Below are 15,914 nucleotides of genomic sequence, written 5' to 3'. Positions count from 1 at the left end.
CATTTTCAGTGAAATTTTCGGTACTTTCCGTTATTGAATCCTTTATATATAAATTATTAGACGTATCATAGCTATTCCGATATGATACATCTAATGCTTTTTTTAAAAGGAATAGTTATGCAAAATTGGCTTGCTCGGTTCTTTGATTTTTTATTGTGCCGATTTATTATTTTTCTTACCGGTGTGAAACCGCAAAAACAGCTTTGCAAAATCACTGATTTTTCCCCGAAAGTATTTTATTCAAACCATTCCAGTCACGGCGATTTTATGCTGCTTTGGGTGTCGATGCCTTATGAATTGCGTCAAACCATCCGCCCGGTAGCGGCGAAAGATTATTGGGATAAAGGCATTGTCCGTCGCTTTCTGGCTTATCAAGTATTTAATTTATTGCTGATCGAACGCAAATCAGATCATCCGCAAGCCGCCATTGAACAAATGTCGGAAGCGTTGAAAACGCACTCATTGATTATTTTTCCCGAAGGTACTCGAAAAACCGATGATGATCTGTCTTTGCAGCCATTTCGCAAAGGGCTCTATTATCTGGCAAAACAAAATCCCGATGTTCCGTTGATTCCTATTTGGATTAACAATATCAATAACGTATTGCCGAAAGGTTATATGCTCCCCATTCCTTTATTGTGCGAATTATTTGTGGGCGAAACGCAATATTTCACGCAAGATGAACCTGCCGTGTTTTTGCAAAAAATGGAACAGGCATTGTTGGCATTAAATCCGAAATTAGAGAAGGAATAAGCAGATGGCAACACAAAATTTGTTTCAATTGTTTTTAGGCTTACTTTGTATTTTGTTATTTGCTTCAATTGTTGCATTTGCCTTGAAAAAAATTGTCGCGAAAAATCAGCCGCATAATGTGATTGATAATCTCACTGCCCGTATTAATGCGTGGTGGATTATGATTTTAATCATCTTTGCTTTCTCATTTTTAGGGCAAAGTGCGGTCATTTTTTTATTCTTTTTGATCTCTTTTGCCGCGTTGCGGGAATTTCTTTCTTTAATTTATATTCGCCGTGCTGATCATATCGCGTTGGTCGCCTGCTTCTATGTGGTGTTACCGGTGCAATATATTTTCATCTTAATGGATTGGTACACAATGTGGACGATTTTTATCCCGGTTTACGGCTTTTTATTATTGCCGATTTTGTCCGCCATTACCGGCGATCCGTCGCATTTCTTAAAACGTTCTACTGAAATTCAATGGGCGTTGATGATTACCGTGTTCTGCATTTCGCACATTCCGGCGTTGCTGTGGCTTGATATTGAAAATTATGACGGTAAACAGATTTTATTAATGATCTTTTTGATTTTAGTGGTGCAATCCAGCGATGTGCTCCAATATGTCTGGGGCAAATTATTCGGCAAACGCAAAATCGCTCCAACGCTATCACCGTCAAAAACCGTAGAAGGTTTTGTCGGTGGTGTGCTTAGTGCCAGTGCCTTAGGTGGTTCGCTCTATTGGCTTACGCCGTTCACCCCATTGCAAGCCTTTGGCATCAGTGTAATTATTTGTTTAATGGGCTTTTTTGGCGGCTTGGTAATGTCGGCATTAAAACGGGATTTAAAAGTTAAAGACTGGGGCAATATGATCAGCGGTCACGGCGGTATGTTGGATCGGATGGATTCCCTTTGTTTTTCCGCACCGATTTTTTTCCATTTAGTACGTTATTTTTGGACATAATAAATGACAATGACAGACAATTCATTAAATACGCAGTGGCAGCCTACTGCACCGATTAAAAATTTATTAGCTCGGGCAAAAATTCTGACGGAAATCCGCAAATTTTTTACCGAACGCGGTTTATTGGAAGTTGAAACACCGATATTAAGCGAATTCGGTGTGACCGATGTGCATCTTGCTACTTTCAATACGGAATTTATCGCCCCATTCGGTGAACAATCAAAAACCTTATGGCTTGCTACCAGTCCTGAATATCATATGAAACGCCTGATTGCTGCGGGCAGCGGACCGATTTTCCAGCTTTGTCACGTATTTCGCAACGAAGAAGCGGGTCGCAAGCATAATCCGGAATTTACTATGCTGGAATGGTATCGACCGCACTTTGATATGTACCGCTTAATTAATGAAGTGGACGACTTGTTGCAACAGGTGTTGGATTGCGAGCCGGCGGAAAGTGTCAGCTATCAATTTGTATTCCAAGAATATGTAGGGTTGGATCCGCTTTCCGCAGAACGTAAACAACTGGTAGATAAAGCTCGTGAACACCATTTTATGTGCGACGATGACGAAAAACGCGATACCTTATTGCAGTTTTTATTCAGCGAAGTGGTGGAACCGCAAATCGGACAAGAACATCCTGTGGTGGTATATCATTTCCCCGCCACTCAAGCCGCATTAGCTCAAATCAGTTCGGAAGATCATCGCGTTGCAGAACGTTTTGAGTTTTATTATAAAGGATTAGAACTTGCCAACGGTTTTAACGAACTTACCGATGCGGCCGAACAGCAACATCGCTTTGAACAAGATAACCGCCAACGAGAAAAATTAGGTCTGCCGCAACGAACCATTGATCACCGTTTTTTAAGTGCCTTACAAGCCGGAATGCCAAGCTGCTCCGGTGTTGCATTAGGCATAGACCGTCTGTTAATGATCGCACTCAATGCTGAAACCATTGATGAAGTGATGGCGTTTAGTGTGGGGAATGCGTAATCTATTCATTAAAAAAGTAAGCTATCTTTGGGTATTGATAGCTTACTTTAAATTTCAAATCTATTACAATCCCGGAGCTTTCCAAAGAGAATGGGTCAACCCACTGTCAACAAGTTGTAATTGTTTGCTATATATCTCTTTCCATTGAGATTTATAAGATTGATATAATTGATATTTTTCTAAATTAGGTTGATGTGTTCGTTCAAATTTTACTAATTTTTTACCTGCTTCACTTAAAGATGAATAAATTCCCACACCAACACCTGCAGCTATGGCACAACCTAATGCGGTTGCTTCTTTTACGATGGGAATATGAACTGTTAAACCTGTCACGTCAGCCAAAATTTGGCTCCATAATTTACCTTTAGAACCGCCACCGGCAAAAACAATAGATGTTAATTTAACATTGGCAAATTTTTCCACTTGTTCTAGATTACAGGAAGAGACAATAGCGGCATTTTCTTCTAAAGCTCGGAATAAAGTCGCTTTATTGCATTTTTCAGCATCAATAGATAAATTTATAAAAGACGGGGCGGCGTGATACCAAGATTTAAAGTGCATAGCATCAGAAAAAACAGGAATGATATCATTAGAACCGACAGGCACTTTTTCTGCCATTTGTTCTAACAAAGTATAGGTATCAATACCTAAACGTTCGGCAATGATTTTCTCTTCCGCACAAAATGCGTCTCTAAACCAGCGCATTGTTAATCCTGTAAAAAAGCTTATTGATTCCGCTTGCACCATTGGTGGGATAACGTGAGGATTAACCCGTACATTCATTTCGGGATCTGTAACCGCTTCAGCTAAATTGACCACTTGTTGCCAAAATGTACCACCAATGATCGCTGCTTGGGAAGCTTCTGTAATACCTAAACCAATGCAACCTAGCTGAACATCACCGCCACCGACAACAACCGGTGTATTGGTTTTTAAACCTGTTATTAGGGCGACTTGTTCTGTTACACCACCTAATACTGTACCGGTTTCTTTAACAGGTGTGAGAATATTAGAATTTAATCCCGTCATTTCTAATAAATCGGGTTGCCATTGACGAGTTTTTAAATTTAATATTCCTGTGGTTCCGGCATTTGATGGTTCTACGGCTAACTCGCCGCTGAGCATAAACGCTAACCAATCGCTTATCATTGTGATTGCTTTTGTTTGATGATAAATATCACTACGGTGATGAGCTAACCAAAGTAATCTGGGAATAGCACTTAATGCTAAGGTTTGTCCTGAAACCGCATATAGTTTTTCTTCAAAAGTATGCTCATAAAGTGCTTTGAGTTCAACAACCTCTTCTGTTGCTCGGGCATCAACATTACCACAAGCCCAAATAGGTTGTTTATTTTCATCATACAGCACAATACCTTCACGCATTGAACAAGTAGATATTGCCGCAATTTGTTCCGGGTTAATTTGAGATTTTAACAACACGCTATGGATACACTCACAAGTGAGTTGCCAATTAGTTTTTAAATCAAATTCCATTGATCCGGGAATATTAGGATCAGATAGATGGGTCCACTCTTTTTGTGCCGCAGCAACTTGATTACCTTCAGTATCAAAAATAACTGCTCTTACACTTCCTGTTCCAGCATCTAATGCCATAAGATAGGATTTATTACTCATTATTTTCTCCTTATGAATAACAGGAAAAAGCAACTCATCTATACTAATTTGGCCAACATCATTCGAGCTGTTTTTTCTTCTGTGACTAATGAATTAATATACTTGCCATATAATGCACTTAATATGGCATCTACTTTATCTTCTCCTCCTGCCACGCCGATAACATTAGAAATTTTAATTAAATCTTCTAAAGGCACGCTGATAAGTTCCTCGTGCAATGGCATATTAGGTTGTAACGAACCATCTTGTCGCATAAAGTAGCCTAAAATATCCCCAACCGCACCTTGTTCGCGGATCATTTGTTGTTTTTCTTCCGTGATATAGCCCGTTCTTAATAGGGTTGCTTGTCCTTGTTGCTGGGTTGCTCCAATTCCAACAATGGCAACATCGGCACTACAAGCAGCAAGCATAATATCCCTCACACTTGACTCTCGTTTAAATAATTTGGCCGCTTCAATTGATGAAGCCCTTAATGGCGCCGGAATAATACTAATAGAGCAAGAACTATCTAATTGTCCAATCCCTTTCATATAAGGGCCTACGCCACCGGATAAAGTAATCAATTTAATATGATTGTTAGTGATAAGCTCGTTACTGTATTTGATGGTTTGCATTATTGTTTCACCAAAACCAATCGCCAATAGCTGTTGCGGTTTGAGTAGTGACACCAACATTTGTGCCGCACCTACGCCAAGGCGTGCATTGATTTCATTTTTATCTAATGCAGGCAATACACGAATGTGTTTAAGATTAAATCGTTGTTGTAACGCTCTTTCTAATTCCAGACATCCTTTAAATCGAGAATTTATTTGCACTTTGATTAGGCCTGTTTGTCGCCCTTTTTCTAATAAGCGGGATACTTTTAATCTTGGCAAACCGAGTTTTTTACCTATTTCTCCTTGAGTTAAATTATCGTGGTAATAAAACCACGCAATGCGGGCAAGTAATTCTTCTTCACTGATGAATGATGCGGAGCCTTCATTATGATCAATAATCATTTCATTCATATTTTATTCTCTTATGTAACGTTAATTTATTATTCATATGTTTTTTATATTTATCAATTGTTCATTTTAGTTTTTTTGATAACTGTGATCAAGATCACTTTTTTGGCAATAAATAGTTATGAATACTCATTTATTTAGTGTTTTTTTCAAAAAATGCGATCTCTGTCACAGAATTTTATAAGAACAATGAATATACTTTTGAACAAGTGATTTTTCAAAATATCATTTGTTCATTGTTTTTGTAAGGGGATTGCGATGAGTTCTCAAAAATGTTTATTCTCTGCCACTAATATAAGCAAGTCTTTTTCCGGTGTTGAAGTATTAAAGGATATTAATTTTTCACTTTACTCCGGGGAAGTCCACGCATTGTTAGGTGGTAATGGCGCAGGAAAATCCACATTGATGAAAATTATTGCGGGTATTCAACCGCAGGATCAGGGGATTTTGGAAATTCATGGTCAACCGCAACATCGCCTTTCTCCGAATAAAGCTCATCAGTTAGGTATTTATCTTGTACCTCAAGAACCATTACTATTTCCTAATTTGAGTGTAAAAGAAAATATTTTATTTGGGTTAAAAAGTGCGGTAGAAAATTTAGATAAAAAACTCACCGCACTTTTGCAAGATCTTAATTCTCATCTGAATTTAGATATGCAGGCGGGTTCTTTAGACGTTGCAGATCAACAAATTGTTGAAATTATGCGTGGTTTAATGCGTGATGCTTCTATTCTTATTTTAGATGAACCAACAGCTTCATTAACTCCGGCCGAAACAGAAAATTTATTTAAAAAAATAAATTCCTTGTTAGAAAAAGGTGTTGGGATTGTTTTTATTTCACATAAATTACCGGAAGTATGGCAGATTTCTCATCGTATCAGTGTGATGCGGGATGGTTATATCGCTCTCACAGGAGAAACCAAACAATTAAATCAAGATGAGGTGATTGTAGCGATTACACCAAAATCTAAAGGAGCGGAGCTAAGCGATTCTCAAAAGTTATGGCTGGAATTGCCCGGTCATCCAAGAATTAAGTCTAAAGAAAATCCTATCTTACAAGTGCGGAATTTAACCGGTGAAGGCTTTAAAAATGTGAGTTTTGATATTTACCCGGGAGAAATTTTAGGTTTAGCCGGAGTAGTTGGTGCCGGGAGAACAGAACTGGCCGAAACCATTTATGGTTTACGTCAACCTAAAAATGGTGAAATTTTCTTTGATAGTCAAAAAATTAAGCATTTATCAATAAAACAAAGATTACAAGAAGGCGTAGTCTATTTACCGGAAGATCGCCAAGCCTCCGGGCTGTATTTAGACGCACCATTAACTTGGAATGTATGTGGTTTAACCTATAACGATATGGGATTTTGGCTTAATACCGCAAAAGAAAGTGCGATTTTGGAACGTTATTATCGTGCTATCGGTATTAAATTCAGTCATGAGCAACAAGCGGCGCGAACACTATCAGGCGGTAATCAGCAAAAAGTGTTAATTGCCAAGTGTTTAGAAGCAAATCCGGCATTATTAATTGTTGACGAACCAACTCGTGGCGTTGATGTCGGTGCAAGATCAGATATTTATCAATTAATTAAAAGTATCGCCAAACAAAACGTTGCTATTTTGTTTATCTCTTCCGATTTAGAAGAAATTGAAAAAATGTCGCATCGTGTTTTAGTGATGCACGATGGTGAAATAGGAGAGTCTCTTATTGGGGATGCAATTAATACTAATAATATTATGCAGATGGCATTTAGCGGTAGGCACGTATAAGGAGAATAAAGCATGTGGAAATTTATTCAAAATAATCGTGAATTGACAATCTTAGCGGCGATTGCTTTATTGTTTTTGTTGTTAGGAATGAATAGCAATGGCGGACTAAGTTTTCAAACACTGACAATGATATTTAATTCATCCCAAATTGTAATGTTACTGGCAATTGGCGCAACATTTGTGATTTTAACGCGTAACATTGATGTGTCTGTCGGCTCTACAATGGGATTATGTGCAGTAATTGTCGGTAGTTTGCTAAATAGCGAATTTTCTTTGATTTCTGCATTTATATTGACCTTATGTTGTGGTTTTCTGGCCGGTTTATTAAATGGCGTATTAGTTACCACACTACGTATTCCTGCAATTGTAGCCACATTAGGTACATTGGGATTATATAAAGGGATTATGTTATTGATTACGGGTGGTAAATGGATAGAAGGTTTACCACAAAATTTGAAAACCTTATCTGAACCTGTATTTTTATATATTTCACCTATTGGGTGGATGATCGTTGTTTTAATTTTAGCGGCATATTGGACTTTAACTAAAATGAAAATTGGTCGTAATTTCTATGCTGTTGGTGATAATTTACAAGGTGCTTTACAGTTGGGTGTACGTATTGATACGGTAAGAATTTCTGCCTTTGCTATTAATGGTATGATGGCCGCATTAGCCGGTATTGTATTTACTTCGCAGGTAGGTTTTGTACCTAATTCAACGGGAAGTGGTTTAGAAATGAAAGCAATCGCTGCCTGTGTGCTTGGCGGCATTAGTTTATTAGGCGGGGTAGGTAATGTCATTGGGGCGATTTTCGGTGCGTATTTTCTCATCCAAATTGATAGTATTTTAGTATTACTTAAAGTTCCTGCTTATTGGAATAATTTTGTAGCGGGAATGGTATTGCTTGTTGTATTAGTGTTTGATGGGCGAATTCGGGTAATGATTGCTAAAAACTTGAAATTACAACGTTATGCTCGTTTTTTAAAAGATGAAGTAACGACAAAATAATGGAGGCAACAATGTTAAATTTAAAAAAATATGGTTGGGAAATAACATTATTTTGCTTAGTGATCATTGAAATTTTAGGATTTGGTTTATTTAATCCAAGAATGTTAGATCTAAATGTACTGTTATACAGTACCAGTGATTTTATTTATATTGGTATGCTGGCATTACCTTTAACAATGATTATCGTCAGTGGTGGTATTGATATTTCTTTTGGTTCAACTGTGGGTTTGTGTGCTATTGTTTTGGGCGTATTATTTAAATCTGATGTGCCTTTATATTTAGCTGTTCCGATAACGTTGTTGCTTGGTATTGTGTGTGGATTAGTGAATGCAGGGTTAATTATTTATACCAAAGTTAATCCTTTAGTCATCACACTTGGTACGATGTATTTATATGGTGGCGGTGCTTTATTATTATCAGGTTTTGCCGGTGCTACAGGGTATGAAGGTATTGGTGGCTTTCCTGATTCCTTATTGGATTTTGCAAATCAAAGTATTTTGGGGATTCCTACCCCAATCATTTATTTCTTAATAATGACCGCACTTTTCGGGTTGCTAATGCACAAAACAATCATTGGTCGTGGTACGTTTTTGATTGGACAAAGCGAACGGACTTCCCTATATAGTGCGGTACCAGTTAATAAGACCCTATTTATTATTTACTCATCTATTGGATTGGTAGCCGCGTTTGTAGCCATTTTATTGGTATCTTACTTTGGGTCAGCCCGTTCAGATTTAGGGAGTTCTTTATTGATGCCGGTATTAACCGCGGTCGTACTTGGCGGAGCAAATATTTATGGCGGTTCCGGATCAATCATCGGAACAGCAATTGCCGCAATGCTGATTGGTTATTTGCAACAAGGTTTGCAAATGGTTGGAATACCAAATGAAATTTCTAGTGCATTATCCGGTGCATTATTAATTATTGTGCTCATTGGTAAATCAATTAGCTTACATTATTCCGGCATAACACAATGGATTAGTCGTAAACGTTGTAAAACAACTTCATGATGAACATACTGGCATTTCTAGGTGTGTTTTAACAAAAACTAAAACTAGAGAGGAATCTACTATGAAACATCTTATTAAAATGACCGCACTTGCAACAGCAATTGGCTTTTCAGCAATTACATCAGCTCAAGCCGCGGATCGCATTGCATTTATTCCAAAACTTGTTGGTGTAGGCTTTTTTACCAGTGGTGGACAAGGTGCGGTTGAGATGGGGAAAACCCTTGGCGTTGATGTAACCTATGATGGTCCAACTGAACCGAGTGTTTCCAACCAAGTACAGTTGATTAATAACTTTGTTAACCAAGGATATAATGCCATTGTGGTATCGGCGGTATCGCCGGATGGCTTATGTTCTACACTACAACGGGCTATGAAACGTGGAGTAAAAGTATTAACTTGGGATTCAGATACAAAACCTGAATGTCGTAGTTACTATATTAACCAAGGTACGCCTGTGCAACTTGGTTCAATGTTGGTTGAAATGGCTTCTAACCAAATTACCAAACCAAAAGCGAAAGTTGCATTTTTCTATTCTAGTCCAACAGTAACAGACCAAAATCAATGGGTGAATGAAGCAAAAGCTAAAATTGCTAAAGAACATCCTGAATGGGAAATTGTCACAACTCAATTTGGCTATAATGATGCAATTAAATCATTACAAACCGCCGAAGGTATTTTAAAAGCATACCCTGATTTAGATGCGATTATCGCACCGGATGCTAATGCATTGCCTGCCGCCGCTCAAGCTGCTGAAAACCTCAAAGTTGATAGTGTTGTGATTGTTGGGTTTAGTACGCCAAACGTCATGCGTCCTTATGTGAAACGCGGTACAGTGAAACAGTTTGGTCTGTGGGATGTAGTGCAACAAGGTAAAATTTCAGTTTCTGTTGCAAATGATTTACTCAAAGGCAAAACGTTAAATGTCGGAGATAAACTCGAGGTACAAGGTGTTGGTACTGTCGAGGTACATCCTAATGCAGTACAAGGCTATACTTATGAAGCAAAAGACAACGGTATTGTCTTGTTGCCCGAACGTGTAGTTTTTACTAAAGATAATATTGATAATTACGATTTCTAATTTTACTAAAACAGAGGAGTATAAAATGGCAGATTTAGACGATATTCGAGATGGAAAAGACTTTGGTCTTAATCAACCGCAAACCAATAAAGCCTTTTATTTAAAAGGAGCCGGTGCTTTGGATTGGGGAATGCAATCGCGTCTGGCGGATATTTTCAACCCCAAAACAGGTAAAACGATAATGCTGGCTTTTGACCACGGTTATTTCCAAGGTCCGACAACAGGTTTGGAGCGTATTGATTTACACATCACCCCACTATTTGAATATACTGATGTATTAATGTGTACTCGTGGTATTTTACGAAGTGTAGTGCCGCCGGATACACGCAAACCGGTAGTGTTACGTGCTTCAGGCGCAAACTCTATTTTAACAGAGCTCTCTAATGAAGCGGTCGCAGTTTCTATAGAAGATGCTTTACGTCTGAATGTGTCAGCTATGGCGGCACAGGTGTATATCGGCTCTGAATTTGAACATCAATCTATCAAAAATATTATTCAATTAATTGATCAAGGTACACGTTATGGTATGCCGACAATGGCGGTTACCGGAGTGGGGAAAGATATGGTTCGTGATCAACGTTATTTCTCACTTTCAACAAGAATAGCGGCTGAAATGGGAGCACAACTGATCAAAACTTACTATGTCGATCAAGGCTTTGAACTCGTAACAGCCGGTTGCCCGGTACCTATTGTTATTGCCGGTGGTAAGAAATTACCGGAACAAGAAGCATTATTAATGTGCTATAAAGCGATTGACCAAGGCGCTGCCGGGGTTGATATGGGACGTAATATTTTCCAATCGGATGCACCAATTGCGATGTTGAAAGCAGTGCACGCAATTGTACATAATGGTGAAAATGCGGAACAGGCATATCAACTTTATTTACACGAAAAAAACGCGTAATTTATTGTAAAAGTGGCAAGTATTCTTGCCACTTCCTTTAATATGGAGGATTTATTATGTTTGCAATGTTAGTTGAAATTAATATTAAAGAAGATAAAGAACAAGAATTTATTGAAGTATTTACCCGTAATCATATTGGTACTCGCCAAGAACCGGGTAATTTACGCTTTGATGTGTTACAGGATCCTGATATTAAGACACGTTTCTATGCTTATGAAGTATATGTTAATGAAGCAGCGTTAGAAGCGCATAGAACAACGGAACATTATCATCGTTGCGTTGCCGAATTAGAACCATTAATGACCGGTTCTCGCAGTAAGAAAATATTCAACTGGCTATTACCAGAGAATTTACAAAATGAACAATAGTAAAGAACAGCTAATATTAGCACTGAAATCTCAGAAAATTAGTGTTGGGATTTTGGCTTCTAATTGGTTAAATTTCAAAGAAACGCAAGAAATTCTACGAAATAATCAAATTACGCTCCTACACTTTGATATTGCGGATGGACACTTTTCACCAATGTTCACCGTAGGGGCAATGGCGATAAAACCTTTTTCATCACCGTTTATCAAAGATGTACATCTAATGGTTGAAAATCAATTTCAGGTAGCGAAAGAATGTGTTAAAGCAGGAGCGAATATTATCACTCTGCAAATAGAAACAACAGAAAATTTAGCTGAAATTTATCATTGGTTAAATCAACAAACGTCAGTATTATGTGGCATTAGCCTTTGCCCGGATACTAGCTTAGAACAATTGGATGCTTTTCTAGATCAAATAGATTTAATTCAGATTTTAACCTTAGATCCAAGAACAGGGATTAAAATGGATGAGACATTGTTGTTTGAGCGGATAAAAAAATTAACAGATAAACTTAAACGACAGGGAAAAGACAAACTTATTTCAATTGATGGCTCAATGACTTTTGAGTTAGCTCAAAAATTACAACAATTTAACATTAATTGGGTTGTGAGTGGAAGTGCCTTGTTTGCCAAGGATAATTTGAATGAAATATTAAGGAAGTGGATAAATTAAATGAGTTCTTTGTAAAAAATGTGTATTTTATACCGCACTTTATTACATACCTTATGACATCATGGCAAAATTGTGGTATTTTTAGCACACGATTTTTTCGTATACTTTTAATTAACAAAACTTTAAAAAGGAAACAAAATGGAACAAAATCAAACAATGCAGATGATCCTGATGTTAGTGATCTTTGCTGCTATTTTCTATTTTATGATTTATCGCCCGCAAGCTAAACGCAATAAACAACATCGCGATTTAATGGCTTCTTTGGGCAAAGGTGAAGAAGTGCTTACATCCGGTGGCTTAATCGGTAAAATCACCAAAGTTTCGGCTGAAAACGATTCTATTGTGATCGCATTAAATGACACAACAGAAGTGACTATCAGAAAAGATTTCATTGTTGCCGTATTACCGAAAGGCTCAATTAAATCCCTATAATTTCCAATCTTTCCGCAAGGGAAATCTATGTTAAATCGTTACCCTTTATGGAAGAACCTAATGGTGATCTTTGTGATCGCCATTGGTGCTTTATATGCTCTTCCAAATATTTATGGTGAAGATCCGGCGGTTCAAATTTCAGGAACCCGTGGTCAAGAAGCCAGCACACAAACACTTAGCGACGTGCAACAAGTTTTAGATTCTAATCATTTAACCGTTAAAGCAATGACATTGGAAAACGGTTCGATCTTAGCCCGTTTTGCTAATACGGATGAACAACTTTTAGCCAAAGATAAAATTGCCGAAAAATTAGGTAATAGCTATTCAGTAGCCTTAAACCTGGCTCCGGCAACACCGAAATGGCTGGAAAGTATCGGTGGTAGCCCGATGAAATGGGGCTTGGATTTACGTGGCGGGGTTCGTTTCTTAATGGAAGTGGACATGAATTCTGCATTAACCAAACAGCGTGAGTCCTTAGAAGATAATTTACGCAGCGAATTACGTAAAGAAAAATACCAATATACAAGCATTCGCAATGGTGATAATTTCTCGACGGTGGTGACTTTAGCCAATCCGGAACAGCTGTCGAGTGCTCGTCGTTATTTGCAGCAACAACACCCAACATTAACGGTCGAAGAAACAGCGAATAACAGCTTAACGTTGGCTATGTCTGAATCTGCATTGAATGCGGCTCGGGATCAAGCGGTAGAACAAAATATCGGTATTTTACGTAAACGTGTGACCGAATTAGGTGTAACCGAACCGGTGATTCAACGCCAAGGTGCAGAACGTATTGTCGTAGAATTACCCGGTGTACAAGATACCGCTCGTGCTAAAGAGATCTTAGGTGCGACCGCTACCCTTGAATTTCGCATGGTGAATCAAAGTGTGACGGCTGAAGCGGCTGCACGTAATATGGTGCCGGCAGATTCCGAAGTGAAATATACCCAAGACGGTCGTCCGGTGGTGTTATACCGCAAAGCCATTTTAGGCGGTGAACATATCACGGATGCAAATAGCAGCAACGATGAATATGGCCGTCCACAGGTAAATATTTCCTTAGACAGCGACGGCGGTAAGATCATGGCTGACGCGACCCGTATTCCTGACGGTAAAGTGATGGCAACGCTGTATAGCGAATATAAAGCCAGTGGTGAAAAAGCTGCCAACGGTAAAAGTATTTTGCAAAAACACGAAGAAGTAATCAATGTTGCTACCGTACAGGCTCGTTTAGGCAATTCTTTCCGTATTACCGGTATTAACAGCTCTGCTGAAGCACAAAATCTTTCTGTGTTATTACGTTCCGGCGCTTTGATTGCACCGATTCAAATTGTGGAAGAGCGTACCGTAGGGCCGTCTTTAGGTGCTCAAAACGTAGAGCAGGGCTTAAAAGCCGGTCTTTGGGGATTGGGTATTACCGTTTTATTTATGCTTGTTTTTTATAAATTATTCGGTATCTTTGCCAGCATTGCGTTATTGTTCAATATGGTGTTATTGGTCGGCCTGATGTCTTTGATTCCGGGGGCTTCATTATCGATGCCGGGAATTGCAGGTATTGTGCTTTCTGTGGGGATGTCGGTGGATGCCAATGTACTGATCTTTGAACGGATCAAAGAAGAAATCCGAAACGGCAGACCGATTCAGCAAGCCATTAATGAAGGTTATAACGGAGCATTCAGTAGTATTTTTGATGCGAACTTAACCACGATTTTAACTTCCGTGATTTTATATGCGGTGGGTTCCGGTCCGGTAAAAGGCTTTGCTATCACCCTTTCATTAGGTGTGGCAATTTCAATGTTTACCGCAATTACCGGTACGCGTGCTTTAGTGAACTGGGTTTACGGCGGCAGACGCGTCGAGAAGTTATCTATTTAGGGAAGGAATAAAATGAGCTTAATTAGTAATTCACATGAACCGATTAAGGAAGTTCAAGGTATTAAACTGCCTTTCCGTTTAATCAACTTTTTAAAATGGCGTTTTGTAGCCTATGTATTCTCTTTTATTATCACAACGACATCGATATTTTTTGTGGTAACCAAAGGGTTTAATTGGGGCTTGGATTTCACCGGCGGTACGGTAGTCGAAATGAGTTTTTCCCAACCTGCGGACTTAACCAAAGTGCGGTCGATTTTAGCGCAAAATAATATCACCAGTGCTACGGTGCAAACCACCGGCAGCACCAGTGATCTAATGATCCGTTTGCCGGCAGCTCAAAGTAATGCTCAAATCGGTAATCAAATTAAAGAAATGATGACTACAATCGATCCGAATATTACTATTCGCAGCGTGGATTTCGTGGGACCGAACGTGGGTGAAGAACTCACTCAAGCGGCGATTTATGCCACTCTTGCAACCTTGGCGATGATTCTAATTTATATCGGTTCCCGCTTTGAATGGCGTTTGGCAGTAGGGGCTGTGGCAGCCTTGGCACATGACGTGGTAGTCACCCTTGGGGTATTTTCATTTCTGCAAATTGAAGTGGATTTAACTTTTGTTGCCGCGATTTTGTCAGTAATCGGTTATTCACTTAACGATAGTATCGTGGTGTTTGACCGTGTGCGGGAAAATGTGCGTAAAATTCGCCGGTTAGAAATGTTTGATGTGGTGAATATTTCATTAACGCAAACACTATCCCGTACCATTATGACATCGGTCACTACATTGTTTGTGGTGCTGGCACTGTTCTTCTTGGGCGGTTCATCCATTCATGCTTTCTCATTAGCATTGCTGGTGGGAATTGGATTCGGTACTTATTCGTCAATTTTCGTAGCAATTGCCGTGGCATTTGATTTGAAATTAAATCGTGAGCATATGATGCCGAAAGTGGTGGAAAAGGAAGAGTTTGAAGAAGGATTCTGATCTTAGTTGTTGATAAAATTATAGCCCGCATCCTTGTGGGCTTTTTTATTGAGTTTTATTGTGTTACTACAGAAGAGTTGATCGCTGAAGAATGTATGGTATCCGTTTTTCCTGAGTGATCAAAAACCACTAAGGCAGCTAAAAAAAGTACAATAATTGAAAGTTTCACTATATTTGTCATTTTATTTACCTGTTTAATTTTGTGATTAAGAAAATTTTTAAGGCGGCATTTTAGTACAAATTGATCAAAATAGCTAATTTTTCTGCATAAAAGTATGAAGATTTACAGCAAGAATAAAATCCATTATAGTCACATATAATGGATTTCAGACTACTGACAAACCCACTCCCGCTTTGCTTTTCAAAGCAATTTGATAAAAGTGGGTTTATCTTTTTACTTTTTTCACCTTTCTCTTGATATTCCCTTTCAGATAACCACACAAGCAGTCATTTTCCCTGATTTTTTTGCAAATACTCTAGACGAGCATAATTT

15 protein-coding genes are annotated in these 15,914 nt (G+C 38.6%); 13 read left to right on the top strand and 2 right to left on the bottom strand.

Annotation, left to right across the window (positions count from 1 at the left end):
* Nucleotides 1–117: 117 nt before the first annotated feature.
* The 3 genes from EDC44_RS06190 to epmA are packed head-to-tail and all read left to right on the top strand — an operon-like array spanning nt 118 to nt 2,686.
* A complete protein-coding gene (locus EDC44_RS06190) occupies nt 118–753 on the top strand; it encodes a lysophospholipid acyltransferase family protein (RefSeq protein ID WP_207896738.1) in 636 nt (211 codons plus the stop codon).
* A 4-nt stretch (nt 754–757) separates the two neighbouring features.
* Nucleotides 758–1,696 carry a phosphatidate cytidylyltransferase gene (locus EDC44_RS06185; RefSeq protein WP_131976449.1) on the top strand — a complete coding sequence of 313 codons (939 nt, stop codon included), beginning with the start codon at nt 758–760 and terminating at the stop codon, nt 1,694–1,696.
* Between the two features lie 9 nt (nt 1,697–1,705).
* On the top strand, nt 1,706–2,686 hold the full coding sequence (gene epmA / locus EDC44_RS06180; RefSeq protein ID WP_131976578.1) for an elongation factor P--(R)-beta-lysine ligase: 981 nt from the start codon (nt 1,706–1,708) through the stop codon (nt 2,684–2,686).
* Between the two features lie 63 nt (nt 2,687–2,749).
* Here epmA and lsrK read toward each other — a convergent pair whose 3' ends face one another.
* Both lsrK and lsrR read right to left on the bottom strand, forming a co-directional pair.
* A complete protein-coding gene (gene lsrK, locus EDC44_RS06175; RefSeq protein ID WP_131976447.1) occupies nt 2,750–4,321 on the bottom strand; it encodes an autoinducer-2 kinase in 1,572 nt (523 codons plus the stop codon).
* Nucleotides 4,322–4,359: 38 nt separating this feature from the next.
* A complete protein-coding gene (gene lsrR, locus EDC44_RS06170; RefSeq protein WP_131976445.1) occupies nt 4,360–5,328 on the bottom strand; it encodes a transcriptional regulator LsrR in 969 nt (322 codons plus the stop codon).
* 255 nt (nt 5,329–5,583) lie between these two features.
* Here lsrR and lsrA point away from each other — a divergent pair, with 255 nt between their 5' ends.
* The 10 genes from lsrA (at nt 5,584) to secF (ending at nt 15,421) form a co-directional block, all read left to right on the top strand.
* Nucleotides 5,584–7,092 carry an autoinducer 2 ABC transporter ATP-binding protein LsrA gene (lsrA, locus tag EDC44_RS06165; protein WP_131976443.1) on the top strand — a complete coding sequence of 503 codons (1,509 nt, stop codon included), beginning with the start codon at nt 5,584–5,586 and terminating at the stop codon, nt 7,090–7,092.
* Between the two features lie 12 nt (nt 7,093–7,104).
* A complete protein-coding gene (lsrC, locus tag EDC44_RS06160; protein ID WP_131976441.1) occupies nt 7,105–8,100 on the top strand; it encodes an autoinducer 2 ABC transporter permease LsrC in 996 nt (331 codons plus the stop codon).
* A gap of 11 nt (nt 8,101–8,111) precedes the next feature.
* A complete protein-coding gene (gene lsrD, locus EDC44_RS06155) occupies nt 8,112–9,110 on the top strand; it encodes an autoinducer 2 ABC transporter permease LsrD (protein ID WP_131976439.1) in 999 nt (332 codons plus the stop codon).
* A 61-nt stretch (nt 9,111–9,171) separates the two neighbouring features.
* A complete protein-coding gene (gene lsrB, locus EDC44_RS06150) occupies nt 9,172–10,188 on the top strand; it encodes an autoinducer 2 ABC transporter substrate-binding protein LsrB (RefSeq protein ID WP_131976437.1) in 1,017 nt (338 codons plus the stop codon).
* A gap of 25 nt (nt 10,189–10,213) precedes the next feature.
* Nucleotides 10,214–11,092 carry a 3-hydroxy-5-phosphonooxypentane-2,4-dione thiolase gene (gene lsrF / locus EDC44_RS06145; protein ID WP_131976435.1) on the top strand — a complete coding sequence of 293 codons (879 nt, stop codon included), beginning with the start codon at nt 10,214–10,216 and terminating at the stop codon, nt 11,090–11,092.
* A gap of 56 nt (nt 11,093–11,148) precedes the next feature.
* Nucleotides 11,149–11,460 (top strand): (4S)-4-hydroxy-5-phosphonooxypentane-2,3-dione isomerase, encoded by a 312-nt coding sequence (lsrG, locus tag EDC44_RS06140; RefSeq protein WP_131976433.1) that lies wholly within the window; start codon nt 11,149–11,151, stop codon nt 11,458–11,460.
* Complete coding sequence (locus tag EDC44_RS06135) at nt 11,450–12,130, top strand: beta/alpha barrel domain-containing protein (RefSeq protein WP_131976431.1); 681 nt, start codon at nt 11,450–11,452, stop codon at nt 12,128–12,130. The genes lsrG and EDC44_RS06135 overlap by 11 nt, the downstream gene beginning before the upstream one ends.
* A 138-nt stretch (nt 12,131–12,268) precedes the next feature.
* A complete protein-coding gene (gene yajC / locus EDC44_RS06130; RefSeq protein ID WP_131976429.1) occupies nt 12,269–12,562 on the top strand; it encodes a preprotein translocase subunit YajC in 294 nt (97 codons plus the stop codon).
* 27 nt (nt 12,563–12,589) lie between these two features.
* The gene (secD, locus tag EDC44_RS06125; RefSeq protein WP_131976427.1) at nt 12,590–14,437 is read left to right on the top strand and encodes a protein translocase subunit SecD; all 1,848 of its coding nucleotides are present in this window, start codon (nt 12,590–12,592) and stop codon (nt 14,435–14,437) included.
* Between the two features lie 12 nt (nt 14,438–14,449).
* On the top strand, nt 14,450–15,421 hold the full coding sequence (gene secF / locus EDC44_RS06120; protein WP_131976425.1) for a protein translocase subunit SecF: 972 nt from the start codon (nt 14,450–14,452) through the stop codon (nt 15,419–15,421).
* The last annotated feature ends 493 nt before the right edge of the window (nt 15,422–15,914 follow it).

Source organism: Cricetibacter osteomyelitidis (assembly GCF_004340985.1).
Classification (GTDB): domain Bacteria; phylum Pseudomonadota; class Gammaproteobacteria; order Enterobacterales; family Pasteurellaceae; genus Cricetibacter; species Cricetibacter osteomyelitidis.
The sequence above is the reverse complement of the archived record's forward strand: the minus strand, read 5'-3'. Positions and strand labels throughout refer to the sequence as shown.

What these genes read in the sequence shown, in the direction of transcription:
- EDC44_RS06190 (WP_207896738.1), top strand. Translation starts at nt 118, where the DNA reads ATGCAAAATTGGCTTGCTCGGTTCTTTGATTTTTTATTGTGCCGATTT.
- EDC44_RS06185 (WP_131976449.1), top strand. Translation starts at nt 758, where the DNA reads ATGGCAACACAAAATTTGTTTCAATTGTTTTTAGGCTTACTTTGTATT.
- epmA (WP_131976578.1), top strand. Translation starts at nt 1,706, where the DNA reads ATGACAGACAATTCATTAAATACGCAGTGGCAGCCTACTGCACCGATT.
- lsrK (WP_131976447.1), bottom strand. Translation starts at nt 4,321, where the DNA reads ATGAGTAATAAATCCTATCTTATGGCATTAGATGCTGGAACAGGAAGT.
- lsrR (WP_131976445.1), bottom strand. Translation starts at nt 5,328, where the DNA reads ATGAATGAAATGATTATTGATCATAATGAAGGCTCCGCATCATTCATC.
- lsrA (WP_131976443.1), top strand. Translation starts at nt 5,584, where the DNA reads ATGAGTTCTCAAAAATGTTTATTCTCTGCCACTAATATAAGCAAGTCT.
- lsrC (WP_131976441.1), top strand. Translation starts at nt 7,105, where the DNA reads ATGTGGAAATTTATTCAAAATAATCGTGAATTGACAATCTTAGCGGCG.
- lsrD (WP_131976439.1), top strand. Translation starts at nt 8,112, where the DNA reads ATGTTAAATTTAAAAAAATATGGTTGGGAAATAACATTATTTTGCTTA.
- lsrB (WP_131976437.1), top strand. Translation starts at nt 9,172, where the DNA reads ATGAAACATCTTATTAAAATGACCGCACTTGCAACAGCAATTGGCTTT.
- lsrF (WP_131976435.1), top strand. Translation starts at nt 10,214, where the DNA reads ATGGCAGATTTAGACGATATTCGAGATGGAAAAGACTTTGGTCTTAAT.
- lsrG (WP_131976433.1), top strand. Translation starts at nt 11,149, where the DNA reads ATGTTTGCAATGTTAGTTGAAATTAATATTAAAGAAGATAAAGAACAA.
- EDC44_RS06135 (WP_131976431.1), top strand. Translation starts at nt 11,450, where the DNA reads ATGAACAATAGTAAAGAACAGCTAATATTAGCACTGAAATCTCAGAAA.
- yajC (WP_131976429.1), top strand. Translation starts at nt 12,269, where the DNA reads ATGGAACAAAATCAAACAATGCAGATGATCCTGATGTTAGTGATCTTT.
- secD (WP_131976427.1), top strand. Translation starts at nt 12,590, where the DNA reads ATGTTAAATCGTTACCCTTTATGGAAGAACCTAATGGTGATCTTTGTG.
- secF (WP_131976425.1), top strand. Translation starts at nt 14,450, where the DNA reads ATGAGCTTAATTAGTAATTCACATGAACCGATTAAGGAAGTTCAAGGT.